This is a genomic window from Streptomyces sp. NPDC051180 (genome assembly GCF_040689545.1).
Classification (GTDB): domain Bacteria; phylum Actinomycetota; class Actinomycetes; order Streptomycetales; family Streptomycetaceae; genus Streptomyces.
Genome location: NZ_JBFBBC010000012.1, coordinates 166106 through 189134 on the forward strand (window position 1 = coordinate 166106; position 23029 = coordinate 189134).

Annotated in this window: 24 protein-coding genes; 10 read left to right on the forward strand and 14 right to left on the reverse strand. The window is 73.2% G+C overall.

Annotation, left to right across the window (positions count from 1 at the left end):
* Positions 1–281: 281 nt before the first annotated feature.
* A complete protein-coding gene (locus AB0424_RS22390) occupies positions 282–3995 on the forward strand; it encodes an amino acid adenylation domain-containing protein (protein WP_366308050.1) in 3714 nt (1237 codons plus the stop codon).
* On the opposite strand, the gene fxsT is transcribed toward AB0424_RS22390, so the two are convergent.
* The 5 genes from fxsT to AB0424_RS22415 all read right to left on the reverse strand — a co-directional run bounded on the left by fxsT (position 3977) and on the right by AB0424_RS22415 (position 11122).
* A complete protein-coding gene (gene fxsT, locus AB0424_RS22395) occupies positions 3977–7114 on the reverse strand; it encodes an FxSxx-COOH system tetratricopeptide repeat protein (protein WP_366308052.1) in 3138 nt (1045 codons plus the stop codon). The genes AB0424_RS22390 and fxsT overlap by 19 nt on opposite strands.
* Positions 7115–7215: 101 nt before the next feature.
* Positions 7216–7962 carry a DUF4232 domain-containing protein gene (locus AB0424_RS22400; protein ID WP_366308054.1) on the reverse strand — a complete coding sequence of 249 codons (747 nt, stop codon included), beginning with the start codon at positions 7960–7962 and terminating at the stop codon, positions 7216–7218.
* 113 nt (positions 7963–8075) lie between these two features.
* The gene (locus tag AB0424_RS22405; RefSeq protein ID WP_366308056.1) at positions 8076–9140 is read right to left on the reverse strand and encodes a hypothetical protein; all 1065 of its coding nucleotides are present in this window, start codon (positions 9138–9140) and stop codon (positions 8076–8078) included.
* A gap of 159 nt (positions 9141–9299) precedes the next feature.
* Positions 9300–9986 (reverse strand): ATP-binding cassette domain-containing protein, encoded by a 687-nt coding sequence (locus AB0424_RS22410; protein WP_366308058.1) that lies wholly within the window; start codon positions 9984–9986, stop codon positions 9300–9302.
* Complete coding sequence (locus tag AB0424_RS22415; RefSeq protein WP_366308060.1) at positions 9983–11122, reverse strand: ABC transporter permease; 1140 nt, start codon at positions 11120–11122, stop codon at positions 9983–9985. Before AB0424_RS22415 ends, AB0424_RS22410 begins: the two co-directional genes overlap by 4 nt.
* Before the next feature lie 103 nt (positions 11123–11225).
* On the opposite strand from AB0424_RS22415, the gene AB0424_RS22420 reads away from it, so the two are divergent.
* The gene (locus tag AB0424_RS22420; protein WP_366308062.1) at positions 11226–11816 is read left to right on the forward strand and encodes a TetR/AcrR family transcriptional regulator; all 591 of its coding nucleotides are present in this window, start codon (positions 11226–11228) and stop codon (positions 11814–11816) included.
* 245 nt (positions 11817–12061) lie between these two features.
* On the opposite strand, the gene AB0424_RS22425 is transcribed toward AB0424_RS22420, so the two are convergent.
* Positions 12062–12307 (reverse strand): hypothetical protein, encoded by a 246-nt coding sequence (locus AB0424_RS22425; RefSeq protein ID WP_366308064.1) that lies wholly within the window; start codon positions 12305–12307, stop codon positions 12062–12064.
* A gap of 109 nt (positions 12308–12416) precedes the next feature.
* Here AB0424_RS22425 and AB0424_RS22430 point away from each other — a divergent pair, with 109 nt between their 5' ends.
* Together AB0424_RS22430 and AB0424_RS22435 are read left to right on the forward strand one after the other, a co-directional pair.
* Positions 12417–13238 carry a helix-turn-helix transcriptional regulator gene (locus tag AB0424_RS22430; RefSeq protein ID WP_366308066.1) on the forward strand — a complete coding sequence of 274 codons (822 nt, stop codon included), beginning with the start codon at positions 12417–12419 and terminating at the stop codon, positions 13236–13238.
* Positions 13231–13425, forward strand: coding sequence for a DUF397 domain-containing protein (locus AB0424_RS22435; protein ID WP_366308068.1), 195 nt, complete (start codon positions 13231–13233; stop codon positions 13423–13425). Before AB0424_RS22430 ends, AB0424_RS22435 begins: the two co-directional genes overlap by 8 nt.
* Positions 13426–13434: 9 nt before the next feature.
* Here the strand turns inward: AB0424_RS22435 and AB0424_RS22440 are convergent, their stop codons facing one another.
* The gene (locus tag AB0424_RS22440; protein WP_366308070.1) at positions 13435–13923 is read right to left on the reverse strand and encodes a hypothetical protein; all 489 of its coding nucleotides are present in this window, start codon (positions 13921–13923) and stop codon (positions 13435–13437) included.
* Positions 13924–14043: 120 nt separating this feature from the next.
* Between AB0424_RS22440 and AB0424_RS22445 the strand changes: the two genes are divergently transcribed.
* Genes AB0424_RS22445 through AB0424_RS22455 form a run of 3 tightly spaced genes read left to right on the forward strand, consistent with a single transcriptional unit; the run spans position 14044 to position 15354 of the window.
* Positions 14044–14325: a hypothetical protein gene (locus tag AB0424_RS22445; RefSeq protein ID WP_366308072.1), complete on the forward strand. Its 282-nt coding sequence runs from the start codon at positions 14044–14046 to the stop codon at positions 14323–14325.
* 58 nt (positions 14326–14383) lie between these two features.
* On the forward strand, positions 14384–14731 hold the full coding sequence (locus tag AB0424_RS22450; protein WP_366308074.1) for a DUF2087 domain-containing protein: 348 nt from the start codon (positions 14384–14386) through the stop codon (positions 14729–14731).
* On the forward strand, positions 14728–15354 hold the full coding sequence (locus tag AB0424_RS22455) for a LysE family transporter (protein ID WP_366308076.1): 627 nt from the start codon (positions 14728–14730) through the stop codon (positions 15352–15354). Before AB0424_RS22450 ends, AB0424_RS22455 begins: the two co-directional genes overlap by 4 nt.
* A gap of 58 nt (positions 15355–15412) precedes the next feature.
* On the opposite strand, the gene AB0424_RS22460 is transcribed toward AB0424_RS22455, so the two are convergent.
* From AB0424_RS22460 to AB0424_RS22470, 3 genes are all read right to left on the reverse strand, one after another.
* A complete protein-coding gene (locus AB0424_RS22460) occupies positions 15413–15781 on the reverse strand; it encodes a peptidoglycan-binding domain-containing protein (RefSeq protein ID WP_366308077.1) in 369 nt (122 codons plus the stop codon).
* 139 nt (positions 15782–15920) lie between these two features.
* Complete coding sequence (locus tag AB0424_RS22465; RefSeq protein ID WP_366308079.1) at positions 15921–16328, reverse strand: PIN domain nuclease; 408 nt, start codon at positions 16326–16328, stop codon at positions 15921–15923.
* Complete coding sequence (locus tag AB0424_RS22470) at positions 16325–16543, reverse strand: type II toxin-antitoxin system VapB family antitoxin (RefSeq protein ID WP_366308081.1); 219 nt, start codon at positions 16541–16543, stop codon at positions 16325–16327. Before AB0424_RS22470 ends, AB0424_RS22465 begins: the two co-directional genes overlap by 4 nt.
* Positions 16544–16812: 269 nt before the next feature.
* Here AB0424_RS22470 and AB0424_RS22475 point away from each other — a divergent pair, with 269 nt between their 5' ends.
* On the forward strand, positions 16813–18096 hold the full coding sequence (locus AB0424_RS22475; RefSeq protein WP_366308149.1) for an amino acid permease: 1284 nt from the start codon (positions 16813–16815) through the stop codon (positions 18094–18096).
* Here the strand turns inward: AB0424_RS22475 and AB0424_RS22480 are convergent.
* The 3 genes from AB0424_RS22480 to AB0424_RS22490 all read right to left on the reverse strand — a co-directional run bounded on the left by AB0424_RS22480 (position 18050) and on the right by AB0424_RS22490 (position 21045).
* Entirely contained in the window at positions 18050–18727 is a 678-nt protein-coding gene (locus tag AB0424_RS22480; RefSeq protein ID WP_366308083.1) for a TetR/AcrR family transcriptional regulator, read from the reverse strand. The two genes, AB0424_RS22475 and AB0424_RS22480, sit on opposite strands and share 47 nt — an antisense overlap.
* Positions 18728–18871: 144 nt before the next feature.
* On the reverse strand, positions 18872–20110 hold the full coding sequence (locus AB0424_RS22485) for an MFS transporter (RefSeq protein WP_366308085.1): 1239 nt from the start codon (positions 20108–20110) through the stop codon (positions 18872–18874).
* Positions 20107–21045, reverse strand: a complete 939-nt coding sequence (locus AB0424_RS22490; protein WP_366308087.1) for a pirin family protein — start codon at positions 21043–21045, stop codon at positions 20107–20109. Before AB0424_RS22490 ends, AB0424_RS22485 begins: the two co-directional genes overlap by 4 nt.
* A 134-nt stretch (positions 21046–21179) precedes the next feature.
* On the opposite strand from AB0424_RS22490, the gene AB0424_RS22495 reads away from it, so the two are divergent.
* Both AB0424_RS22495 and AB0424_RS22500 read left to right on the forward strand, forming a co-directional pair.
* Positions 21180–21758 (forward strand): NADPH-dependent FMN reductase, encoded by a 579-nt coding sequence (locus tag AB0424_RS22495; RefSeq protein ID WP_366308088.1) that lies wholly within the window; start codon positions 21180–21182, stop codon positions 21756–21758.
* Positions 21755–22537 (forward strand): MBL fold metallo-hydrolase, encoded by a 783-nt coding sequence (locus tag AB0424_RS22500; RefSeq protein ID WP_366308090.1) that lies wholly within the window; start codon positions 21755–21757, stop codon positions 22535–22537. Before AB0424_RS22495 ends, AB0424_RS22500 begins: the two co-directional genes overlap by 4 nt.
* Positions 22538–22636: 99 nt before the next feature.
* Here the strand turns inward: AB0424_RS22500 and AB0424_RS22505 are convergent, their stop codons facing one another.
* Positions 22637–22951 (reverse strand): hypothetical protein, encoded by a 315-nt coding sequence (locus tag AB0424_RS22505; protein ID WP_366308091.1) that lies wholly within the window; start codon positions 22949–22951, stop codon positions 22637–22639.
* Between the last annotated feature and the right edge of the window lie 78 nt (positions 22952–23029).

A 23029-nucleotide genomic window follows, 5' to 3' on the forward strand; every position in this document is an offset into this window, starting at 1 on the left:
GGAGGCCGGGCCCTGGCCCCCCGCCGTGTGGGCAATCGTCCCGCTGGGGCGGGACGGGTGGGCACACGGGACGGCGCGCTCGGCCGCGCCTTCGCCCCTTGTGCCTGGACCCGCACGAGTAGTGCGCCGCGCAAGGGGTGCGGGTGAGGGCCCGGAAGCCTAGGCCCGGCAAGGGGCGCCGTCCGTTGCGCCCACCCGTTCCGCCCCAGCGGAACGATTGCCCACAACGGGGGGGCCTGCGCCGTTCGCACACCCACCCACCATCTCCGAAGGGACCCCGTATGAACGTCACGCTGGATCGGATGCTGCACGCGCAGACGTTGGAGGACCCGCATGCCACGGCGGTGACGTGGGGCGACGAGTCGCTGTCGTTCGGGGAGCTGGCGGAGGCGGCGTTGGTGGTGGCGGGCCGGCTGAGGGGACTGGGGGTGGGGGCGGACACGCGGGTGGGGGTGTTCGTGGAGCCGTCGTGCGAGCTGGTGGTGGGGGTGTGGGGGGTGGTGTGCGCGGGAGCCGCGTACGTGCCGCTGTCGCCGGAGTATCCGGAGGAGCGGGTGCGGTACATGATCGAGGACAGCGGGACCCGGATCGTGGTGACGCAGGAGCACTTACGGCACAGGGTCGCGGAGTTGGCCCCGAGGGGGACGCGCATCCTCACCCTGGACGGGCCGACGGAGGCCGAGGACCCGGGCCCGCCGCCGTACACGATCGCCGCGACGGACCTCGCGTACGTGATCTACACGTCGGGGTCGACGGGCAGGCCGAAGGGCGTGATGGTCGAGCACCGCTCGATCGTGTCGCAGATGCGGTGGATGGCCGAGGAGCACGGGCTGGGCCCGGGCGCGGTCGTGACGCAGAAGACGCCGATGAGTTTCGACGCGGCGCAGTGGGAGATCCTCGCGCCGGCCGTCGGGGCGAGCGTGGCGGTGGGGCCGCCGGGGGTGTACCGGGACCCGGAGGGCCTGGTCGACGCGGTACGGGCGCAGGGCGCGACGATGCTGCAGGGCGTGCCCACGCTCCTCCAGGCACTCGTGGACACCGAGCGTCTGGGGACCTGCACCACCCTCCGCAGGGTGTTCTCCGGTGGGGAGGTCCTGTCCCGGAATCTCGCCGCGCGGCTTCTCGCGGAGCTTCCGGACGTCGAGCTGGTCAATCTCTACGGCCCCACCGAGTGCACCATCAACGCCTCCTCGTACACGGTCGACAGGGCCACGGTCGGGGCGGACGGCCCGCCGGCCGTCCCCATCGGGAGACCGGCCCGGGACACGACGTTCCACATACGCGACGGCGAACTGTGCATCGGCGGCGTCCAGGTCGCGCGGGGGTACCTGGACCGGCCGGAGCTGACGGCCGAGCGATTCGTCACCACGGAGACCGGCGAACGCCTCTACCGCACCGGCGATCTGGCCCACTGGAACGACGACGGCACCGTCCAGTTCGCCGGACGCGCCGACAACCAGGTGAAGTTACGCGGCTTCCGCGTCGAGCTCGACGAGATCGCGCTCGCCGTCGAGGACCACGACTGGGTGAGGAACGCGGCCGTCATCGTCAAGGACGAGCCCCGCACCGGCTTCCAGAACCTCGTCGCCTGCGTCGAGCTGTCGCCCAGGGAAGCCGCGCTCATGGACCAGGGCGACCACGGCGCCCACCACCAGTCCAAGGAGTCGAAGCTGCAGGTCAAGGCCCAGCTCTCGAACGCCGGAACCCGTGACGACGCCGATCTCGCCGGCCGTCCCGCCGTCCAGCTCCCGGGCGTCACCCCCTCCGCCCTCGTGCGCCGGGCCGTCTTCGCCCGCAAGACCTACCGCTTCTACGACGGCGGCCCCCTGACCCGCGCCGACCTCCTCGCCGTCCTGGCCCGCCGCCCCGAGGGCGTCGGCTCCCGCGCGGTGGGCAGCCTCACCCTCGCCGACGTGGGCGGGATACTCCGCTGGTTCGGCCAGTTCACCAGCGAGGAGCGTCTCCTCCCCAAGTACGGCTACGCCTCCCCGGGCGCCCTCTACGCCACCCAGCTCCACGTCGAGGCCCGCGGCATCGCCGGCCTCGAACCGGGCACGTACTACTACCACCCGGTCCGCCACCGGCTGTACCTGACGGCCCCCGGCACCTCCGACGGCGCCCCGCACCTCCGCTTCTCCTTCCGCGGCAAGCGGTCCGCCGTCGAGCCCGTCTACAGGAACAACGTCCAGGAGGTCCTGGAGATCGAGGCCGGGCACATGACATGCCTCTTCGAGGAGATCCTCCCGGCCCTCGGCCTCGACGTCCGCCCGTACGACGCCCCCGGCACCCCCGGCGACCCGGACGTCTTCGGCGGCGTCGAGGTCGTCCCCCACGACCCGGAGACCAGCGGCGACCCGCAGGTCGACCTCTACGTCCAGGTCCACGGGACGGCGATACCCGGCCTCCCCCGCGGCCACTACGCCTACGTCGACGGCGACCTGCAGCCGCTCTCCGGCTCCCTCGTCGAGAGGAAGCACGTCATCGCCATCAACCAGGCGGTGTACGAGCGCGCCTCCGTCGGCATCACCGCCGTCAGCCGCACGACCGATCCCACCCGCGCCTACATCGACCTGGGCCGCACCCTCCAGCGCCTGCAACTCGGCGAGCACGGGCTCGGGTTCATGTCCTCCGGCTACAGCTCCAGAACGGGCCACCCCCTGCCCGCCGCCCGCCGCGTCGACGAGATCCTCGCCGCTGCCGGCCGCCCCACCGGACCGTCCTACTTCTTCGTCGGCGGCCGTGTCAGCGACGAGCAGCGCCTCGGCGAGGGCATGTACGAGGACACGGTCCACATGAAGGGCCCCGCGGAGATGATCCGCGACGACCTCGTCCACCGTCTCCCCGACTACATGATCCCCAACCGTGTCGTCGTCCTGGACCGCCTGCCCCTCTCCGCCAACGGCAAGGTCGACACCAAGGCCCTCGCCGACCTCGCCGTCGTCAACGCCGGTCTCCACGGCCGCCCGCACGTCCCGCCCCGTACGCGCACGGAGAGCCGCCTCGCGGAGATCTGGGCGGCGGCCCTGAAGTACGAGGACGCGGCGGCCGTCTCCGTCCTGGACGACTTCTTCGAGTCCGGCGGCAACTCCCTCATCGCAGTCGCCCTCGTCACACGGATCAACCGCGCGTTCGACGCCCGGCTCCCCCTCCAGATCCTCTTCGAACGCCCCACCGTCGAGAAGCTCGCCCACCAGCTGGACGGCGCCGCCGCCACCCCCGCCTCCCGACTCGTCCGCCTCCACGCGCCCGGCGCCCAACCCCCCGTCTACTGCTGGCCCGGCCTCGGCGGCTACACCATGAACCTCCGCCACCTCGCCGAGGAGGTCGGCATCGACCGCCCCTTCTACGGCGTCCAGGCCCACGGCATCAACCGCGGCGAGGAGCCCTACTCCACCATCCGCGACATGGCCGCCGCCGACGTCGCCGCCATCCGCCGCCGCCAGCCCCACGGCCCCTACACCCTGTGGGGCTACTCCTTCGGCGCCCGCGTCGCCTTCGAGTCCGCCCACCTGCTGGAGGCGGCCGGCGAACAGGTCGAGCACCTCTTCCTCATCGCCCCCGGCTCCCCGAAGGTCCGCTCCTCCGAGACGGGCGGCGCCGACTACGCCAACCCCGCCTTCGTCACGATCCTCTACTCCGTCTTCGCCGGCCTCGTCGACCCCACCGTGACCGCCGCCGACCGCGCCTCCTTCGTCTCCCGCGTCGCCTCCGACCTCCCCTCGCTCGACCCCGACCTCGTCTCCCGCATCGTCGCCGTCGTCGAGGAGACCTTCGACTTCACCTACACCTTCCGCGAGCTCCGCGAACGCCAGGTCCACTGCCCCGTCACCCTCTTCAAGGCCCAGGGAGACGACTACTCCTTCCTCGACCACACCACCGGCTGGTCCACCCGCCCCCCGACGGTCGTCGAACTCGACGCCGACCACTACAGCCTGCTGCGACAGCCGGACCTGAGGGAGCTGGTGAAGAAGATCCGCTATCGGCTGGGGCTGTAGCCGGGAGGGGGAGGCATGGCCGCGAGGGTGGCCCGGAAGGCGCGGGTGTCAGGGTGATCGGGCCCCTGAACCCGTTCGGAGTCCGCCGCCACTTCCTCGAACAGGCGGCGCGCGTCGGCGTGGCGGCCTGTGTCCCCGTAGAGGGCGGCGAGGTTGGCGCGGCTGGCGAGAGTGTCAGGGTGGTCGCCGCCCAGGAGACGTCGGCGGGCTTCTGTGACCTCCTCGGTGATCGCAACGGCCTCTGCGTCGCGGCCCATGTCCGAGTAGACGGCGGCGAGGTTGCCACGGGTGATGAGAGTGTGGGGATGGTCGGCGCCCAAGAGGCGCAGGCGCGCGGTGAACACGTCTTCGAGGATCTCGGCGGCTTCGTTGTTCCGATCCGCTTGCCAGTAGCAGGTGGCGAGGTTGTTGAGGGCCCCGAGGGTGTCCGGATGCTCGGCGCCCTGGAGCCGACGTCGGCGCGTGACCACGAGTTCCTGGATCTCGATGGCCTCACGGGTGCGGAGTGCTTCCCAGTAGCTGCTGGCGAGGGTGCTGAGGACGGTAAGGGTTTGGGGGTGATCGGCGCCCAGATGTCGCTGACAGGTGGTGACCACGTGTTCTTGGATCTCGATGGCCTCGTTGACGCGGCCCGCACGCAGGTAGCTTGAGGCGAGGTTGTTGAGGGCGGCGAGGGTGTCCGGATGCTCGGCGCCCAGACGCTCCTGACGGACCGCGGCCACCTGTTCCTCGATCTCTATTGCTTCGTTGACGCGGCCCGACCGGAGGTAGTTCGCGGCGAGGTTGCCGAGGGCCATGAGGGTGTCGGGGGCGTCCGCGCCGGAGAGTCGCCGACGGGTGGCGACTACCTGCTCCTGGATCTCGATGGCTTCGCTGATCCGACCCATTGCCCCGTAGCTGCCGGCGAGGTTGTGGAGGGCGGTGAGCGTGTCACGGTGCTCGGCGCCGAGGATGCGTGCGTGGTCGGCGGCCACCCGCTCCTCGATGGTGATGGCTTCGCCGGTCCGTCCCGCCTGGTCCAGTGCCAGGGCCACATGACCGCGGGCGATGAGGGTGTCGCTGTGCTCGGCGCCCAGCAACCTGTGGGCGGTGTCGGCCAGGACCGTCCAGAAGGCGATTGCGGACTCGGCGAGACCCGCGTCGAGGAGGCTGATGCCGGAACGGTGCAGTACCGGATGCGGCTGAGGACGCCACAGGTGGTGCTGAGCATGGTCGGCCAGGACGTCCGTATTGGCACGCAGGACGGCTGCCAGTTCCTGGTGCACCTGGTCGACCTGCGGCCAGATGTCGAGGAGCGCGTCCCCCACCGTGATCGCCAGCGGACCGAGGACGGACTCGGGCATGGCTTCCCGGACCGCTCGTGCGGTGAGGGCGTGGATGCGGACCGCCCGGGGCTCGGCGCGGGTGTCGTAGGTGATCAGCGCGTAGCGGTGGAGGAGGCGCAGTACCGCGTGCGTCCGGTCCGGCGTGGCGGGGGCGTCTCCGGCCACGGAGAGGTGGTCGAGAAGCGGTGTCGTCGTCCACAGGCTGTGGGGATGGCCGGCCGGGTCGAGGAGGGCGGCCATGCGGAGGGCGGGGACGGCGACGCCGGTGCGGTCGGCGGCCTGGGCGGCTTCCAGGGAGAGGAGCAGTGCGGCGGAGATCTGGCGGCCGTAGCCCTCGGCGTCCGCGGTCTCCGGGAGGGCTTCGTCGAGTCGGGTGCGGCGGTCGGTGAAGAGGCGGAGGTAGGCGGTGCAGGTCAGCTCTTCGTTGAGCATGTGGGCGGCGGCGAGGCCGAGGGCGAGGGGGAGGTGGCCCAGGGCCTCCGCGAGGGCCGGGGCGCGGTCGTCGAGGAGGTGGGCCATGTCGTCGCCCGTGAGGCGCTCCCGCAGGTAGGCGTCGGCTTCCTCGGGGGAGTACACGTCGATGTCGATGCGGTTCCGCCCGCCGCCCGTCAGTCGGGAGTCGTTGAGGCGGGTGGTGGCGAGGACCCATCCGGTACCCGTGCGGCCGGCGGGCCACCAGGAGCCGAGGTCGGTGGGGTGGGTGATGTCGTCCAGGACGACGAGCCAGCGGCGGTCCGTCGTGGCGAGCCAGCGGAGGAGAGTGCGCGCGTCGGACTCGGGGTCCTGGCCGGTCGCGCCCGGGAGGTGGAGGTCTGCTGCGGCCTGGGCGTACTGGGTGATGACCTGCTGGGCCTCGGTCGCGGACGCCCAGATCACCAGGTCCACCCCGTCGGCCAGCGCGTCGAGGGCGCAGGACGCGGCCAGTTGGGTCTTGCCGAAGCCGCCGCCGCCGGAGAGGACCTGGGTGAGGACGACGGTGCCGCGGGCGGACCGGAGGGCGTCGATGCGTTCGCGGAGGCCGCTGCGGGGCTGGAAGGCGGAGGCGAGGGTGGGGATGGGGCCGACTTCGACGGGCCAGGAGACGCCGTCGGCGCCGGGTGTGGCGGGTCGTGCGGTGACGGGTTCGGCGGCGGTGGTGGTGCCGGGGTGGCCGTGGCGGGCGATGAGCGGGGCGAAGCCGGGGCGTTCGAGGGCTTCGTGGAGGGGGACGGCGTGGAGGCGGCGCCAGTCCATGGTGCGGTTGTCCTCGACGGCGACGCCGACGAGCCGGTTCTGGCAGAAGATCGCCGAGCCGGAGGCGCCGGCCCAGGGGCGTTGTCCGTCGCGGCGGGGTGCGGGCCAGACCGGGCAGTCGAGGACCCAGCCGGGGAGGGAGGTGCCGATGACGGACAGGTGGCCGTGCAGGTCCTCGAACTGTGCGGCGGGGGCGTCGTCGGCCGCGAAGGCCGGGAAGCCGGCGCCGGTGAAGGGGATGCGGGCGGTGCCGTCCGGACGCCCCCACCGCACGGGCCCCTTCCCGGCGTGCACGGGTGCGTCGAGCCAGAGCAGGGCGATGTCCGGGGCGTCGTCGGGGGGTATGCCGTCCCGGGTGTCCGGCCAGCACACCTCGGCCTGGCGCTCCGTGGTCTCCCCGAAGCGGGGGTGGCCGACGCGGGCCTCGACCCGTCCGGCCCACCGTCCGCCGTCGAGCACGACGTGCAGTGCGGTGAGGACGAGCCGGGGGCCGACGAGATAGCCGGAGCCGGACCCCTGGGGGTCGGCGGTGCGGACCCAGACGAGTCGCTGTGGGTCCATGGCGGGCCTCCGGTTCGAACGAGGGCGCCAAGGAGCGGCGTCCCGTCATCAGTGTCGCCCAACCGCCCCGCCCGCCGCAGGGGTTCGGCGGGTGGGGCGGATCACTTGGAGGTGATGAAGCGGAGGGCGAAGCCGGAGGCGGTGGTCCAGTGGGTGACGAGCTGGCCGTCGTCGGCGTAGAGCCTGGCCGCGGGCATGGGGACGTCGATGGCGCTGCCCGCGTGGGTGCCGGGCCTGGCGCCCTGGAGGGTGATCGAGATGCTCGTGGCCTCGTACTCGTCCCGGCCGCCGCCGGCGACGAGGAGGGCGGCGTGGCCCTCGCGGCCGGGGTCGAGGGTGACGGGCTTGCCGGGGTCGGGGTCGCTGTCCTTGATGACGGGGGTGTCGGCCTGGGAGTCGGCGCCGATCCTGACGTGCGGGTAGCGGTGGAGGTTGCACTTCTTGTCGCTGACGTTCTGGACGGTGAGGAGCACGTGGCGCGGGTCCTTGCTGTTCGCGGGCTCCAACTGGGAGGAGACGGCGAGCTGTTCCTGGGTGCAGGTGGCGACGGCGGTGGTTCCGCCGCCCGAGCCGCCGCCCGGCTTCTTCGTCGCGGTCGCGCTCGGCTTGGCCGCGGGCGTGCCCTCGGGTTCCGACGTGGTCGTGTCCTCGGGCCGCGGCGACGCGGTCCCGCCCGGTGCCGCCGAGCCCGTCGCGCTCGGCCGCCCCGATCCCGTGTCGTCGCCGGTGCCGTCGTCCCCGCTCGGCCCGCACGCGGTGGCTGCGAGCAGGGCGGCGGCGACCGCGGCGCCGACGGCGTGGGGCCGCAGGCCCCTGGACGTGGTGGTCGGCCTGGCAGAAGTCCTCATGGTGCATCCCCCGTGGTCGGCCCTGCGGGGCCGTGTCCGTCGTCTCGCCCGGTGGCGCGGGCGAGCGGATTCTGCTCGGTGACGAACCACGACACACGGGCACAGATGTTCTGTTACCGACTCAGGACAGGGAGGGGTCGGTTCCGTCGGCAGTCGCCGCAGTGCGTCTCGCTCCCGTCGGGGCGGAACAGCATCGGCTGGGTGTGTCCCTCGCCCGCGCACTCCCGTGCGCCCTCCAGTCGGACCGACAGACGTGGCTCGGGCGGTCCTTCGGCCTCGACGGCGGGGACCGCGCGTGGCGGCACCTCCCGCAGCAGGTACCTCACCAGCCCGCCCGGGCGGTGTACGGGCGTCCCCGCGCCCGGCAGTCCGCGCAGGACGTGCTCGTGGACCTCGGCCGAGCCGTACCCGGCCTCCAGCCACCGGGCGGCGAGCCCGGCCAGTTCCTCCCGCATCCCCGGCGGGATGTTCCGCAGCGCGGGGGAGAGCAGGGGCAGGACGCCGACGAGCGCGCGGGCCTCTTCGCGGAGCGGGCTCTCGGGCGGTGCCGGGGCTTGGGGCGGTGCCAGGTCCTGGGGTGGTGCGGGGGCCTGGGGTGGTGCGGGGACCGGGGGCGGTGTCGGGAGTCCTCCGGCAGGTGCCGGGGCCGGGGGTGCCCCGGGAGGTGCCTCCGTCTCCGCCTCCGTCTCCGCCGGCGGAAGGTCGGAGGTGTCTTCTCCCGGTTGTTCTTCTGGATGACCGCCGGTGGGCCGGATCCCCGGCCCACCGGCGACCGGCCCACCGGCCGCCGGAAAACGACGACCCGGTGCGAGCTGCGGGGACATCGGCTCCGGGTCGGCCGGCACGGGGTCCCGCGCGAGGAGCTTCACGGCCTGCTCGGGGCTCAACGGAACGCTGGAGAGGAGTTGTTGGGTGATCCAGCGGCCGCCCGCCACCTGGACGCGCCGCTCGTGGAGGAAGCCCTCCTCCTTGAGCTGGAGTTTGGCCTTGGTGAAGGCGCATGCCCCGATCCGGGCACGTTCGGCTGTTCGGGACAGGGGTTCCCGGGCGGCGCGCGGAAGCGAGAGCTGCCAGGTCAGGAGCCGGACGGCGTCGGAGCTGAGCCGGGGATGGCGAATGATGTCGTGCGAGAGCTGGGTGAAGGCCCGCACGGGCGCGTTAAAGTGCCGGTAGATCACGGTGGACTCGTATTCCACTAGTGGTTCAGGCCCCCGTCGATGGTTGCGAGCCATCGGCAGGGGCCGTTTTTCGTGAACGTAGCGCATATGCCAAGCGCATCCGGCCGTACTTCATGAAGATCGCTCTTGTGGGTGACGAGCCGTCACCGGCGTTGTCGTTCAGGCGGAAAGCGCGCCCTCCCGCGGCTGTACGTCCGCCGCCATGTCCACGACGGTGTCCGCGGCCTGGGTGACGACCGGGTCGTGCGTCGCCACGACCGTCACGCAGCCGTGTTCGTGCGTGGTGCGGGAGATCAGGGCGACGAGGTCGTCGGCGCGGGTGCGGTCGACGGCGGCCGTCGGTTCGTCGACGAGGAGGAGTTCGGGTTCGAGCAGGAGGGCCCGGGCCAGCGCGACGCGCTGGCGTTCGCCGCCGGAGAGCTGGTCGGGGCGGTGGGCGAGGCGGTGGCCGAGGCCGACCTCGTCGAGGAGGGCGCGGGCCTGGGCGCGCAGGGTGCGGGGGCGGCGCCCGGCGAGCGAGGCGGCGGCGAGGAGCTGCTCCTCGGAGGTGAGGCCGGTGAGGAGGTTGCCGCTCTGGAACATGTAGCCGATGCGCTCGCGGCGGGCACGGGCGCGCTCCCCGTCGGTGAGCGCAGCGAGGTCGGCGCCGTTCAGGAGGACCTGCCCCTCGTCGGGCCGCAGGAGGGCTCCCGCGACGGCGAGGAGCGTCGACTTGCCCGAGCCGGACGGGCCGACGAGGGCGGTCAGGACGCCCGGGGCGAAGGACACGCCGAGTCCGCGCAGGGCGGTCGTACGGGACTCGCCGCGGCCCAGGGTCACGGTGACGTCGTGGAGGTGGAGGCTCATCGGGCGGCTCCCAGCATGGTCATGGGGTCGACGGTGGTGACGCGGCGCAGGGTGAGCGCGGAGCCCGCGAGGCCGACGAGGGCCACCGCGGCCATGGTGCCCGCGAGGGTCCCGGCGGGCAGGCTGAAGGGCACCTTCTCGCCGACGAGCAGACCGAGCCCGGCGGCGAGGGCCGCGCCGACGGCGGTGCCGGTCGCGACGACCACGGCGGCCTGCGCGAGGGTGTGGCCGAGGAGGCGGCGCCGGGAGGCGCCCATGGCCCGGAGCAGGGCGAGTTCGGGGGTGCGCTGGACCGTCCAGACGGCGAAGAACGCGCCGACCACGAGCGGGGCGATCAGGAACAGGAAGGTCTGGATCGAGGTCATCGTGAGGCGTTCGCCGTCGTAGCCGGGGGCCGCGGCGAACGCGCTCTCCAGGGGAACGGTGGCGGTGTCGTGCCGCCGGTCGGCGGCTTCGAGCACCGCGGTGTCGGCCCCGTCGGGGAGCCGGAGCGCCATGGCGCTGTACTGGACCGGGGGCCCGGCGGCCGGGGCCGACGCGGTCGCGGGCGCGCCGGGTGCCGTGAAGCGGATCTGCCGCCAGGCGTCGGTGGTGACGTACGCGACGGGCACGTGCCCGTACGAGGAGCGGCCGGTGCTGCCGACGACCTCCAGGCGGATGCCGAGGCGGTCGACGGTCAGGGTGTCGCCGACCCGCACGCCCTCGTTCAGGAGCTGGCGGGAGACGACGACGCCGTGCGGGCGGGCGGCGTCGAGCCGGCGCCCGTCGTCGGCGCCGGGGTCGGTGAAGGCGCCGGGGACGACCCCGAACGCGGCCAGGTCGACCTCGGTGCCCCGGCCCGTCGTGCCGCGCGTGATCGTCACGCCCAGCGGGGTGGCCTCGACACCCTTCTCGCCGCTCCAGCCGGCGGCGGTCCGGTCGTCGATCAGGCTGCGGGCGAACTGGTCGGAGTCCGACCCCGTGGCGAAGGCGACATGGGTCGCGGGCAGGCGCCGCAGGGCGGAGACGGTGTCGTCGCCGAGTCCGGTGGTGAAGCCGGACACGATGCCGACGAGCGCCGAGACCAGGACGACGACGCTGCCCATCAGCAGGAAGCGGCCACGGGCCGCTCTCAGTTCCAGCAGGGCGAGGAACACGGGTTCCCTCCAAAGATAGGGACGGTACGTCCCCAAGATAGAAGATGGGGACGCCACGTCCCCAAGGGGGTCCCTCGGAAAGCCGGGCTCATAGACTTGACCCGTGCCCAAGATCCACGCCGCCACGGTCGCCGACCACCGCTCCCAGCAGCGCGCCGCCCTCCTCGAAGCGGCCCGCGAAGTCCTGGAGGAGGGCGACGCCTCCCGCGTGACCTTCGCCGAGGTCGCCCGCCGCACCGGCCTGGCCCGCAACAGCGTCTACAAGTACTTCCCCGACCGGCACCACCTGCTCACCGCCGTCGTCCGCGAGGCCGCGCCCCGCTGGACCGATCGCATCCACGCCGCCCTCGCCGCCGCCGGCGACACCCCCGAGGCGCGCGTCGCCGCCTACGTCACCGCCCAGCTGGAGATGGTCCGCGACGGCGAACACCGCGTCGCCCGCGCCGTCGCCGACGAGGGCGACGCCGCCGCCCTCCGCGCCGGCGCCGACACCGCCCACCGCGCCCTCCTCGACCCCCTCGTCGACGCCCTCCGCGACCTCGGCGACGACGACCCCCTCCTCACCGCCCGCTTCCTCCAGGGCTTCGTCAACGCCGCCACCACCGCCCTGGAGTCCGGCCACGACTACGCCGCCGTCACCGACCGCGCCGTCCGCCTCTCCGTCGCCGCGCTCCGGGGCCTCGCCTCCGCGTGACGCCTCCGTCCGGCGCGATCAGGACGACCGCCGCGCCGGCGACGCCGACGTGCTGATGATCCGCACGGCCCCCCGTGGCGTCAGGCTCGCCCGCTCCTCCGGACTCGCCGTCCAGCACTGATCCGCCACGGCCTCCCACAGATACCCGCTGGGCCGCACCAGCGTCAGCAACCCTCCGTGCGCGTACCGCACTTGGCCCGTCAGCGCCCGCTGCCCGTCCGTCACCACGTCCCCGACCCGGTACCTCACCCGGCATCCGTCCTCGCCACCGCCGCGCACAGCAGCGCCGTCAGCAACTTCGCCCCGCCGATGCCCACCACCCCCAGCCCGAAGCGGTGCACATCCCCGCCCGGCGCCCGCGTCACGTCCCGGTACAGACCGTTCGTGGGGAGACCCGCGGCGTCCATGGCCGCCTTGAGATCGCGGTACACCCGAGCGGCCTCGGGCTCGGAGACGGGTCGCATCGGGGGAGGGTTCGTGGTCGTCGGCATGGAGGGCTCTCTTTCTGGTGGATCTCCTCCGGAACGACTCCACGATGACGTGACCGGACCTACGCTCACCAGGAGTTGAGTTCCATGGCACGGGTGAGGAACGAGGCATATGCCAGGAGCGAAGGAACTGGACCCCGGCGACAGCATCGAGCAGTACCTCGGAAACGCGGTGCGCGAGGCACGCCTGGCACAGGGGCGGGACTGGACCCAGGCGCACCTGGCGACGAAGGTCTTCAGCAGCGGCAGCCGGATCTCCGAGATCGAGCGCGGCGAGGATCCCCCGGACCGCGACCTGGCGAAGAAGCTGGAGACCGTCCTACGGCTTCCGCCCGGGTCCCTGGTGAACCTGGTGAAGATCCTCACCGACCAGAACGTCCGCGACTACGCCAAGACCTACATGAGGCGGCAGCTCGAAGCCACGGCCATACACGAGTTCTCGATCGTCGTACCGGGCCTGCTCCAGACCGCCGACTACGCCCGCGCCGTGATGGAGGCGGGCCTCGCGGGCGACTCCGGCCAGATCGGTGGCTTCGTCGGCAGGCGACTGGAGCGTCAGGCCGTACTCGACCAGCCCGACCCGCCGTGGATGATGATCGTCCTCGACGAGGCGTGCCTGCGGCGTGACATGGGTGGTGCATCGGTCATGAGGGAGCAGATCGAGCACCTGATCTCGATGAGCGAGCGCCCCAACGTGAACATCCAGGTGCTTCCCATGAGGGGCGCCCCCGTGGCCGGTTCCGTCGCCCTCCTTACGCTGCCCAAGGGTGAGCGCGGGGCGTATACCGAGGGGTTCAGTACGGGCAACTACACAGAGGAACCAGCAGAGGTGATGAGGTTCCAGCGCGTCTATGATCTGCTGCAACAGGGTGCGTTGGGCGTCCGTAGATCCCTCGAACTGATGCGTGCTATCGCGAAGGAACACGATGACTGAGACCTCCCCGAACTGGCACAAGAGCAGCTACAGCGGCAACGACAACGACGCCTGCATCGAGGTCGCCGACAACCTCCCCGGCGTCGTCCTCGTCCGCGACACCAAGGACCACGCCCGCGGCGAGCTCACGGCCACGCCCGCCGCGTGGTCCGCGTTCACCGTCTTCGCGCGGACGTACGCCGGCTGACGAGCGGGCTCAACGAGACTTCCGCTTCTTTTGGTTGGGGCGGGGGACGCGCACCAGCGTGTCGAGTTCGCCCACGGCGGCGCGGAGGTGGGACGGGCCGCGGCGGAGGCGTTCGCCGGCGCACCACCAGGAGAGGCGGCCGTCGACGGGGCGGGGGTGCATGCTGAGGTCGTGCTCGGGGCACAGGGGCCATGCCTGCCACAGGAGCTCGACGAGGGTGTCCTGGGCGGCTTCGGCGATGGCCTCCAAGGCGGTGGCGGGGTCGTCCGCGGCTTCCGGGGGCAGGGAGTTGCCATGCCATTCGCCGTTGGCGAGGGAGACGTGGACCGCTTCCGGCTCGCCGTCGGCGTAGGGCGGGAGGGCCATCAGGCGGAGGGGCTCCTGGTCGGGCAGGGTGGCCGCGAGGTCCTGGTTGAGGAGGGCGAGGGCGTGGTCCCAGGCGGGGTACTCGCCGGGTAGGACGTGGCGGCTCTGGAGAGGGTCGACGAAGGGGTCCATGGGCGCCATCCTCCGGTACGCCGGGCGCGCGTCGCTCGTTCGGGCCCGTCGTCGTGCGGGTGGGGGAGGGGGCTGGTCTGCTGGGCGGGACCCCTCACGACATCCCACGGGAGCAGAACCATGGCCGTCATCATCACCGTCGAGATTCCCGGTGGTACGCAGGAGCAGTACGAGGCGAGCACCGCGCAGCTCCGGGCCACGGAATGGTTTCCGCCGGCGGAGCTCCTCGCGCACGCGGCGGGGCCGGACGGGACCGGGGGGTGGCGGGTGGTGGACTTCTGGGAGTCGGAGGACGACTTCCTGGCGTTCGTGGAGAACGCGCGGCCGATCTTCGAGCGGAACGGGATGCGGACGATGATCCCGAAGGTGCAGGAGGCCGTGAACGTGATGCTGCGAACGTAGCGGCGGCGGGCCGAAAACCCTTTGCGGGGCGGGTGCGGCGGGCGGCAGTCTTCCGGCCATGACCAGTCATTCCGACCGCCCCGCCGCGGACTCCGACCTGCCCGCAGCGGGCCCCCGACCCGTCGCGGACCTGTTCGCCGCCGACGGGCGACTCAAGGCGATCCCCCGCAGGCCCGCCCGCCGTGAGGCGCTTCTCGCGCACCTCGCGGAGACGCTGTTCGACGCGGAGCGCGAGTACCGCGAGCGGGAGGTCAACGAGGCCCTGCTGACCGTGCACGACGACTTCTCGGCCCTGCGGCGCTATCTCGTGATCGGCGGGTTCCTGGCGCGGACGAAGGACGGTTCGGCCTACCGCCGACAGCAGCGGACCGGCGTCCCCGGAGGCTCGATTCCCGCCGTCGCGTGACCGGGGCGGTGGTGGCCGGCCTGGTGGCCGGCTACGGGATCGCGATTCCGGTCGGCGCCGTCGGGGCGCATCTGGTGGCGGTCGCGGCGCGCTCCCCGTGGCGCACGGGTGCGGGCGCGGCGCTGGGCATCGCCGCCGCGGACGGGCTGTACGCGCTGGTCGCCGTCATCGGCGGTGCGGCGCTCGTGCCGCTCATCGCGCCGGTGACGGGCCCCCTGCGCTGGGTGTCGGCGCTGGTGCTCCTCGGTCTGGCGGGCCGGGCGACCTGGACGGCCGTACGGGCCTACCGGGCGCGGTCGACGCCGACCCGGGACGGGGCGGACGCCCCGCTCACCCCGGTCGGGGCGTTCCTGGCCTTCCTCGGCATCACGATCCTCAACCCGATGACCGTGATCTACTTCGCCGCCCTGATCCTCGCCCGTGGCCCGGCGGCCTCCTCGACGTTCACCGACGGCGCCGTCTTCGTCGCGGCCGCGCTCCTGGCCTCCGTCAGCTGGCAGCTGCTGCTGTCGACGGGCGGCACCCTGCTGGGCCGTGTCCTGACCGGTCCGCGGGGGCGCCTGGTGACCGCTCTCGCGTCGAGCGCGCTGATCGCGGTGCTCGCGGTGGGGCTGGTGAGCTGACGTGTGAAGGGCCGGTCTCCGGAGGCGTGTCGCCTCCGGAGACCGGCCCTTCTCCGGTTCAGTACCGGCTCGGGATGTGGGTGGCGCAACCGCCGCCGCCGTAGGTGGCGATGAGGAGGTCGCCGCCGGTCTGGGGGCCGACGATGCCGTCGGGACGCAGGCCGTCCCAGCTCTGGAACGCCCTGATGGCGCCGGCGGTGTCCGGGCCGAAGGCGCCGTCCTCGGCGATCGGGTGGTAACCGATCGAGTTCTGGAGGTCGTTGAAGAGCTCCTGGAAGCAGCGCACCCCGTTGTAGGTGTTCGCCTGGCCGGGCCCGATCCACGGGGCGGACGGGTTGGCCTGGGCCGGGGCGATCCACGCGCCCGCGGCGAGAGCGGTGCTCGCGGCGACGAATCCGAGTCGCGACAGCGGCGTCCTGACGTTCATGGGCAAGCCTCGATTCCTGCTGGTGTCGGCGTTCCGGCTGCCCCACACCCCCGTGCCGGGGCAACCACGACCACCCTGCCGCCCCCCTCCAACACCCCGCCAACAGCGGATCAACGGTGAGTGGTCTCCACCCACCTGGTCATGCGTCGGGCAGCAGTCGCACCATGTCGATGCCTGGGCGCACCTTGGCGATGGCGGCGAAGTCGTCGTCGACGTGCAGCAGCGTCAGCCGGTGCTGTTCGGCCGTCAGCGCGATGAGGATGTCCATGGGAGAGGGGCCCCGATGGTGACCGATACCGAGCAGGTCCCGCTGGATCGCGATGACTCGGGGCCACGGGTCGTCTGGTGTGGGCACCCAGGTGAAAGTCTGGCTGAGCATCGTGGTGAAGGGCTCGTTGTCCCGGTCTGAGCGCAGGGCGCGCATCAACTCGGCCTCGACTGGCGGGCAAATGGAGACCTGGCCCTGCGCCACTCGTCCCGGCCAGGGCTCGCGTACCTGTCGGCGGAGGAGGCGCCACACGGCCGACGTGTCGGCGAGGTAGTTCACCGGTCCGACCGCTCCTGCGCTTCCAGGAAGTCGAAGTCGAGGAAGTCCTCGGCGTTCTCCTGAAGCCACCGCAGCGCTCGCGCCCGATCATCCGCGCTGATGGATGCCGCTATGGTCAGCGCCCTGTTGATGGTGTCCCGCTTGGTCTTGGTGCCGAGCTGCTGTTGGGCGAAGGCGAGCATGTCGTCGTCGATGTCGACCAGGGTCTTGGACACCAGAGCCTCCAGCAGATCGTATATGTCGTTGTCAGAAGTATATATCGTGAGCCTGGGAGGCGTGTGCCGCAGCGTGCTCCGCCGGTGGGGTCTCCCCCTCGATGCGTCGTCCCCCAGGTCCCGGGACGTCTCGGGGGGCGGTACCGGGTTGCGGGGGTGGGGGAGGGGGCGTCAGGCTCCTGCGCTGGTCGGTGGAACGGGTCGAGGGTGCGGGGGGAAGCGTGACGGGGCGGGGGCTGGGCGGGGGGCTGCGGCAGCGGCATCTGGCGATGATCGCGATGGGGGGTGCGATCGGGGCGGGGCTGTTCGTGGGCTCGGGGTTCGGGATCGCGGCGGCGGGGCCGGGCATCCTCGTGGCGTACGCGGCGGCGGGGGTGCTGACGGCGCTGGTGATGCGGATGCTCGGGGAGATGTCCGCGGCCCACCCGGTGACGGGGTCGTTCGCGGAGCACGCGCGGCGGGCGTTCGGGCCGTGGGCGGGGCTGCTCGCCGGGTGGATGTACTGGGCGCTGCTGGTGGTGAGCGTCGCGGCGGAGGCCGTCGGGGCGGCGCACCTCCTGGGCGGCTGGGTGCCGGGGGTGCCGGGCTGGGCGTGGGTGGCGCTGTTCATGAGCGTCTTCACGGTGAGCAACCTGGCCGGGGTGCGGAACTTCGGCGAGCTGGAGTTCTGGTTCGCCGGCCTGAAGATCGCGGCCATCGCGGGCTTCCTCGTCCTCGGCGCCGTCGTCCTCGCGGGCCTGCTGCCGGGCAGTCCCTCACCCGGGGCCGGGCACCTCACCGGTGACGGCGGCTTCCTGCCGCACGGCTGGCACGGCGTGGCCGTCGGCATGGTGGCGGCCGTGTTCGCCTTCGGCGGTCTGGAGACGGTGACCATCGCGGCGGCGGAGTCCGCCGACCCGGTCCGCGCGGTGCGGACCGGCGTACGGGCCGTCATGTGGCGGGTCGCGGTCTGCTACCTGGGCTCGATGGCGGTGATCGTCCTGCTCGTCCCGTGGAACGCGCCGGGCGTCGCCGACGGACCGTACGCCGCCGTGATGGACCGCATCGGCGTCCCGGGCGCCGCCGACCTCATGAAGGCCGTCGTCCTCGTCGCCCTCCTGTCGGCGATGAACGCCAACATCTACGGCTCCTCGCGCATGCTGTACGCCCTCGTCGGGCGCGGCGACGCGCCCCGGGCGCTCGGCCGGCTCCGTACCGGCGTGCCCTACGCGGCGGTGCTCGCCTCCGCCGCGTTCGGCTTCGTGTCGGTGGTCCTCAGCCTGCTGTGGCCGCGCACGGTCTTCCCGTTCCTGCTGAACTCCATCGGCGCCGCCATCCTTCTCGTCTGGGCCCTGATCGCCGCCTCCCACCTGCGCCTGCACGGCCCTTCCGTACGGGCCTGCCTCGCGCTCGCGGGCATCGGCGGGGTGCTGCTCTTCATGCTCGGCGACGCGGCCAGCCGCACCCAGCTCCTCACCACCGGGGGCTGGGCGGCGGCCCTGCTCGTCTGGGCCCGGGTGAGGAGCCTCAGGAACGCGCGTACCGGGCCAGGAACAGATCCACTCCCGAGCTGATCACCCGCGTCAGCTCCGCGTCGTCGATCTCGGCGTCGGGGGAGAACGTGCGGACGAGCTGCGGCACGCCCAGCGTCGCCGCCACCAGCTGCTGCACGGCGAGCGCCGGGTCGGGCGCGTCGAGGGCGCCCCGCGCGTTCAGCTCGGTGAACGCCTCGACGAGCGGCCCGTTGTTCATGTCGTAGCTGACCCGGTACCAGAGCTGTCCGAGCTGCGGGAAGCGGTCGATCTCGCCGATCACCAGCCGCCGCAGCGACATGATGTCCGGGCGCAGCAGGATCCGCGCCCAGTCGGTCGTGAGTTTCACGAGCGCGGCCCGCAGGTCCGGGGCGTCGGCGATCGTGGAGTTGGACGGCTCCAGGTCGGCGTACGTCTTGGGCAGGACACCGCCGATGACGGCGAGGAAGAGCCGCTCCTTGCTGCCGAAGTGCTTGTAGATCGTCGCCTTGGAGACGCCCGAACCCCGGGTGATCGCGTCCATCGAGGCGGCCGAGTACCCCTCGGCCAGGAACTCCGAGAGGGCCGCGTCGATGATCGCCTGGCGCTTGCGCGAGGCGGCGTCCGCGGGGTCCGGGATGATCGGGATGCCGTACTCGTCGATGGCGTCCTGGGTCTCGGCTCCGGCTCCCATGGGGGTGTCCTTACGAGGGGTGACGGGGGAACGGCCAGTATATGAACTGAACGGTTTGGTCTGCAAAGGTCGGCCGGGGGTGGGCCGTGGGTGGGCCGGGGGTGGGTCGAGGCGTCCGGGGCTCCGACCCCCGGCGGCCGGGCGTCAGGCCGTCGGGGCGGCCAGGGCGGCCAGCGCCGGACCCGCCGCCACGCCCGTCAGGAACGCCAGGTTGAAGAGGCTGATGGCGAGCCCGTGGCGGGCCGGCGGCAGACCGCCCGTCGCCGCGCCGGTGAGCAGCCCCTGACCGCCGGCGGTGACGAGGGCACTCGCCCCCGAGGCGACGAGGACGACCGCCGGCCACGGCGCGCCGAGCGCGAGTACGAGGGCCCCCGCCGAACCGACCGCCAGCAGGACGCGCACCCGTCGCGCCCCCAGGACCGGCGCCGAGCGGATCAGCAGCCAGGACAGCAGGGCCCCGGCGAGCGCCGCCACCGACGCGGCCGCCCCCGTCTCCACCGCACCCCAGCCGGTGAGGGCGGCGACCCGGCGCGGAGCCGCGTACAGCAGGGCGAAGTTGACCGTGGAGACGGCGAGCATGAGCCCGACGGCGACCTGGAAGCGGCGGTTGCCGAGGACGTCGAGGGGGAGGGGGAGACGGAGCGGGAGGGGGGTGCCGCGGGTCCCGCGGGTCCCGCCGTGGCCGCTTCCCTCGGGGGCGGACGGCCGGGGGGCGCCGCTCGTGCCCTCGCTCGGGCCGGGGGATCCGCCGGTGTCTCCGAGCGGGCCGGGGCTGCCGCCGAGGATCAGGGACCGGCCCCGCTCCTGCTCCCGGCCCGCCAGGCGGAGGGCCGGGGCGAGCGCGAGGAGGCTGAGGAGGGGGAGGACCAGGGCCGCGCGCCAGCCCAGCGCGCCGGCGACGGCCGCTCCGGCGAAGAGGCCGGCGGTGCCGCCGGCCGCGCTGCCGATGGCGACCAGCCCCGGGGTGCGGCCGGTGGAGTCCCGGCCGGCGAGCTGGAACGCGGCGACGTTCAGGCCGGCAGCGCCCGCCGCCTCCAGTGCCCGGCCGGCGACCGCCAGGGGGAGGCCGGGGGCGACCAGGACGAGGAGCGCGCCGAGCACGACGAGGACGGCGGCGGCCCGGATCACCCCGGCGGGGCCGTGCCGCCGGCCGGCCGTGGCGGACAGGAGCGGCGTACCGGCCGCCATGCCGAGCCCGAACGCCGTCATCAGCCAGGCCGCCGACGCCGGTGAGACCGCCAGCGCGCGGGCCGCCGCCGGCAGGGCGAGGCTCGGACCGGACACGCCCATCGCGGCGGGCGCGGCGAGTGCGGCGAGGAGCAGCCCGGTCCTCGCCCCGCCCCGCGGGGCCCCCGTGCGCGCGGGTGCCGACAGGGCGGTCACGGCGCCATCCGTCCCATCAGGCCGCGCCGGAAGTCCTGCTCCGCCCGGCGGAGTTCGGCGGCGGTGTTCATCACGAACGGCCCGCTGCGGGCGACCGGCTCGCCGATCGGCTCCCCGGCGAGGACGAGCACCTCGGCCGCGTACGGCTCCTCCCCGGCGGAGGGGGCCTCGACCGTGAAGCGTTCGCCGTCCCGGGCCAGGACCGCGAGATGCCCGTCGGGCAGGTGCGCGCCGGACACGGTGGCGGCGCCCCGGAGGACGTACACCATCGCGTTGTGCCCGGCCGGGACGGTGAACTCGGCCCGACCGTCGGGCGCGAGCCGCCCGTGGACGACGAGCAGGGGCGTACGGGGGACGAACGGGCCGGTCACACCGTGGCTGGTGCCGGCGAGGACGGTCAGCGAGGAGCCGTCCGGGGTGGCGGCGACGGGGAGGTCGGCGGCCTCGGCGTTCTGGCTGTGCGGCGGGACGCCCTTGAGGCGTGCGGGCAGGTTCACCCAGATCTGGAGCATGTGCTGACGGCCGCCCGCCGCGAGGAACTCCTCGGTGGGCAGGGCCTCGTGGACGATCCCGGAGCCCGCGGTGAGCCACTGGACGCCGCCGGCGCGGACGACGGCCCGGTGGCCGCGCGAGTCGGCGTTCGCGATGTCGCCGTCGAGGACGTACTGGATCGTCTCGAAGCCGCGGTGCGGGTGCGGGGGCGCGCCCTTCGCCTCGCCGGGGCCCAGCTCGGCCGGTCCGACCTGGTCGACCATCAGGAACGGGTCGAGGTGGGGGAGTTCCTCGGTGGGGAAGGGGCGGCGGACGGGGAATCCGGCGCCTTCGTGCGTGTGGACGGGGCGGGTGACGCGGGCGACGGTCCGTTCGGTGACGGCCTGGTCGGTGACGGCCCGGTCGGCTGCGGCGGGCGGGGACTCGCTCAGGTGAGTGGCCATGCATCGAATGAACTACACCATTCAGTTCACTGTCAATACTGAACCGTTCGATTGACAGACTGAACCGTTCGGTTTAGCTTCATGGCCGTCGAGTCCGGCACCCGCCGGCTCGCCCGACGAAACGGGGGGTCCCCATGTCCGCGTCCACGATCCTCGCCCTGTCCGGCTCGCTCCGCGCCGACTCGCACAACACGCAACTGCTCCGTGCCGCGCAGAAGTTCAACCCCGGCACCCGGGAGATCGAGATCTACGAAGGACTGCGCGACATCCCGCCGTACGACCTCGACCTCGACACCCCCGAACGGCGGCCGGCGGCCGTCGGCGAACTCCGCCGCCGCGTGTCGGAGGCGGCCGGACTGCTCATCGCCACCCCGGAGTTCAACTACTCCGTCCCCGGCGTCCTCAAGAACGCCCTCGACTGGCTGAGCACCGACTGGACCCGCACCGAGGGCCTGCCCCTGCGCCACAAGCCCACCGCGATCCTCGGCGCCGGCCCCGGCAGCTTCGGCACCGTCCGGGCGCAGCTCGCCCTCCGCCAGATCCTCCTCTGCACCGACAGCGACGTCGTCGTGAAGCCCGAGGTCCACGTCTTCCGCTCCCACGAGCGCTTCGACGCCGACGGCAACCTCACCGACGAGCTCACCATCGAGCTCGTCCAGGGCCTCCTGGCCAACCTCCAGGACACGATCGAAGCCGCGGCGGCCCGGTCGTGACCCGCCCCGCGACCGTCACCTACGTGGGAACGGCGACGGTCCTCCTCCGCCTCGGCGACCTCACCGTCCTGACCGACCCCGCCTTCGACCCGGCCCCCGCCGACTACCCCGGCGCCCGGCCCCTGCGCCGCACCGCGGACCCCGCCCTCACCCCCGACGAGCTGCCGCCGCTCGACCTGGTCCTGCTCTCCCACGACCAGCACGTCGACAACCTCGACCACGCCGGCCGCGAGGTCCTCGCCCGTGCCGCGACCGTCCTCACCACACCCGAGGCCGCGGAGCGCCTCCGCGCCGACGGCCGCGCCACCGGCCGCGTCGAGGGCCTCGCGCGCTGGGAGACCCGCCGGGTCACCGCCAGCGCCACCACCGTGACCGTCACGGCCACCCCCGCCCGCCACGGCCCCGAAGGCACCGAGCACGTCACCGGCCCCGTCACCGGCTTCGTCGTCGAACACGACGGCCGCGCCCTCTACTTCTCCGGCGACACCGTCCGGCACGACGCCCTCGCCGAGATCGGCACCCGCTTCTCCCTCGACACCGCCTTCCTCCACCTCGGCGACGCCCACTTCCCCACCACCGGCGACCGCGCCTTCTCCCTCTCCGCCCACGAAGGCGCCGCCCTCGCCCGCACCCTCGGCGCCCGCACCGTCGTCCCCCTCCACTTCGACTCCTGGGACCACCTCTCCGAAGACCCCGCCCGCATCGACGAAGCCTTCTCCGCCCCCGACCTCGTGGGCCGCCTGCGCCGGCTCCGACCCGGCGCGGCCGAGACACTCTGAACCCGGACGCACCCCACCACCGTCCGTGCGTCCGTCCCTCCGGCCGTCCGGAACGGCACCGGCCTTCCCTGCTTCGTGCAGGGAAGGCCGGAGGCGGTTTCAGGAGGAGCGGCGGGTCCGGGTGGTGAGGGCGAGGGTGCCGGCGAGGGCGAGACCGGCGCCGGCGGCGAGGACGCCCCGGCGGGAGCGCCAGGAGAGGACGGACCAGGTGGAGCACGCCGAGAGGAGGGAGCCGGCGCTGGCCCAGGAGCCGACCGAGGCGACCGAGGCGGCCGAGCCGACGGAGCCGACGGAGAGGAAGGAGCCGACGGACCCGATGGAGAGCGCGGAGCCGACGGACCCGATGGAGAGGAAGGAGTCCCGGGACCACAGGGACAGGCAGGACCGTGTCGAGGCGGGTCGGTGGGTGGTCATGCGGCGATCCTAGGCACGGGCCGGGCGGCCCGGCGCGGATCCGGGCCCGGAAGGGCGATGAGTCTGCTCCGTGCGGGC

What these genes read in the sequence shown, in the direction of transcription:
- AB0424_RS22390 (WP_366308050.1), top strand. Translation starts at nt 282, where the DNA reads ATGAACGTCACGCTGGATCGGATGCTGCACGCGCAGACGTTGGAGGAC.
- fxsT (WP_366308052.1), bottom strand. Translation starts at nt 7,114, where the DNA reads ATGGACCCACAGCGACTCGTCTGGGTCCGCACCGCCGACCCCCAGGGG.
- AB0424_RS22400 (WP_366308054.1), bottom strand. Translation starts at nt 7,962, where the DNA reads ATGAGGACTTCTGCCAGGCCGACCACCACGTCCAGGGGCCTGCGGCCC.
- AB0424_RS22410 (WP_366308058.1), bottom strand. Translation starts at nt 9,986, where the DNA reads ATGAGCCTCCACCTCCACGACGTCACCGTGACCCTGGGCCGCGGCGAG.
- AB0424_RS22425 (WP_366308064.1), bottom strand. Translation starts at nt 12,307, where the DNA reads ATGCCGACGACCACGAACCCTCCCCCGATGCGACCCGTCTCCGAGCCC.
- AB0424_RS22430 (WP_366308066.1), top strand. Translation starts at nt 12,417, where the DNA reads ATGCCAGGAGCGAAGGAACTGGACCCCGGCGACAGCATCGAGCAGTAC.
- AB0424_RS22435 (WP_366308068.1), top strand. Translation starts at nt 13,231, where the DNA reads ATGACTGAGACCTCCCCGAACTGGCACAAGAGCAGCTACAGCGGCAAC.
- AB0424_RS22440 (WP_366308070.1), bottom strand. Translation starts at nt 13,923, where the DNA reads ATGGACCCCTTCGTCGACCCTCTCCAGAGCCGCCACGTCCTACCCGGC.
- AB0424_RS22445 (WP_366308072.1), top strand. Translation starts at nt 14,044, where the DNA reads ATGGCCGTCATCATCACCGTCGAGATTCCCGGTGGTACGCAGGAGCAG.
- AB0424_RS22450 (WP_366308074.1), top strand. Translation starts at nt 14,384, where the DNA reads ATGACCAGTCATTCCGACCGCCCCGCCGCGGACTCCGACCTGCCCGCA.
- AB0424_RS22460 (WP_366308077.1), bottom strand. Translation starts at nt 15,781, where the DNA reads ATGAACGTCAGGACGCCGCTGTCGCGACTCGGATTCGTCGCCGCGAGC.
- AB0424_RS22475 (WP_366308149.1), top strand. Translation starts at nt 16,813, where the DNA reads ATGATCGCGATGGGGGGTGCGATCGGGGCGGGGCTGTTCGTGGGCTCG.
- AB0424_RS22480 (WP_366308083.1), bottom strand. Translation starts at nt 18,727, where the DNA reads ATGGGAGCCGGAGCCGAGACCCAGGACGCCATCGACGAGTACGGCATC.
- AB0424_RS22490 (WP_366308087.1), bottom strand. Translation starts at nt 21,045, where the DNA reads ATGGCCACTCACCTGAGCGAGTCCCCGCCCGCCGCAGCCGACCGGGCC.
- AB0424_RS22495 (WP_366308088.1), top strand. Translation starts at nt 21,180, where the DNA reads ATGTCCGCGTCCACGATCCTCGCCCTGTCCGGCTCGCTCCGCGCCGAC.
- AB0424_RS22505 (WP_366308091.1), bottom strand. Translation starts at nt 22,951, where the DNA reads ATGACCACCCACCGACCCGCCTCGACACGGTCCTGCCTGTCCCTGTGG.